Below are 1185 nucleotides of genomic sequence, written 5' to 3' on the forward strand. Positions count from 1 at the left end.
CTTCTTCCTGAAAATCAAGCACTTCAGACGCATCGCCACGCGCTACGAACAGACCCCACGGGCGTTTATGTCAATCCTTTGCCTCGTCAGCGCGTTCATCTGGACCAAATGAATGTCAACGCGCTCTAGAAGTATAGCGCGAGATCCCAAAGCCCCGGTAGATTACATTCTTTACTTCTGGGTTGGGGATATCTGCAATGGATCTAGCTAAGCTACATATTGAACCCGAACATATACAGACGCACCGGATATAAACAATTTAGGAATAATCGTGAGGTGCTACACAGAAGTAGGCACCATGCAGGCGATGGGTAAAGTAGAAGTAACCGCCCGCGAGTCGATCTCAGTCGACGCTCGCCATATTACCCATTACGTAACTGTACAAGTGACACCTAGTGGGTCGTCTGCCGTGGAATGTGGTATAGTGGTGTGGTGATCCTCGGGATGCGAGGTGCCCCATGTCGCGCCACCAGAAAGATCCGCTGCGCCCGCTCACCGCGGCCGAGCGCAAAGAACTCACTCGCCTGAGCCGCTCACCGAGCGCCCCCGCCGCTGAAGTTAAGGTCCTGTATGGAACACTGATAAGGTTGCTTTTCGGGGCTTCTCAAGAGCCTCCAGCCGTCAACCAGCGCCAGTCTGTCTAGGGCTAAGGCTCAGACTCGATCATGTGGTCAGCTTGCACAACGAGCGAGAGAGGGATCTCAAGGCCAAGAACGCGGGCGGTTCGCGCATTAATGGATAGCTCGAACCGTGCCGGTTGTTCAATTGGAAGAGTGCCTGGTTGTGCGCCCTTGAGGATTTTGTCCGCGTAGACTGCAAGGCGGCGCTCAAGGCCGGCGTAGTCTACCGCATAGGACATGAGCCCGCCCGCTTCAGTGAACCAAGTTCCTGCTGCCATGAGCGGCAGCCCCTCAGCCAAGGCCAAATCGGCAATGTGTTTTGATCGGGCACTGTACGTCATGCTGGGCAGCACGAAGACAGCTTGTGCACCCTGCTCTTTCATCTGTCGGAAAGGAGCTATGACGGAATTTAGGTGATGGGGCCGATCAGGCGGCGCTGTTTGTCGGCATCGGAATGATCTCGGTGCCGTCCTTAAACCTGACACCGGCGATCACCTTGGGCAACTGGTTTTCGCCCATCAACCTCCGCCAGCTTCTTGCGGCCGCCATCACCAGCTTGAACACC

General features: G+C 55.5%; 1 protein-coding gene and 1 pseudogene. Both read right to left on the reverse strand.

The window, feature by feature from the left end; genetic code table 11:
* Positions 1-646: 646 nt before the first annotated feature.
* Positions 647-1003, reverse strand: coding sequence for an ABC transporter substrate binding protein (locus tag FS320_RS43730; protein ID WP_152718695.1), 357 nt, complete (start codon positions 1001-1003; stop codon positions 647-649).
* Positions 1004-1046: 43 nt separating this feature from the next.
* Positions 1047-1185, reverse strand: a pseudogene (locus FS320_RS43735) (IS256 family transposase); the annotation flags it as partial.

Origin of the sequence: Microvirga tunisiensis, assembly GCF_009296175.1 — a bacterium.
Taxonomy (GTDB): Bacteria; Pseudomonadota; Alphaproteobacteria; order Rhizobiales; family Beijerinckiaceae; genus Microvirga; species Microvirga tunisiensis.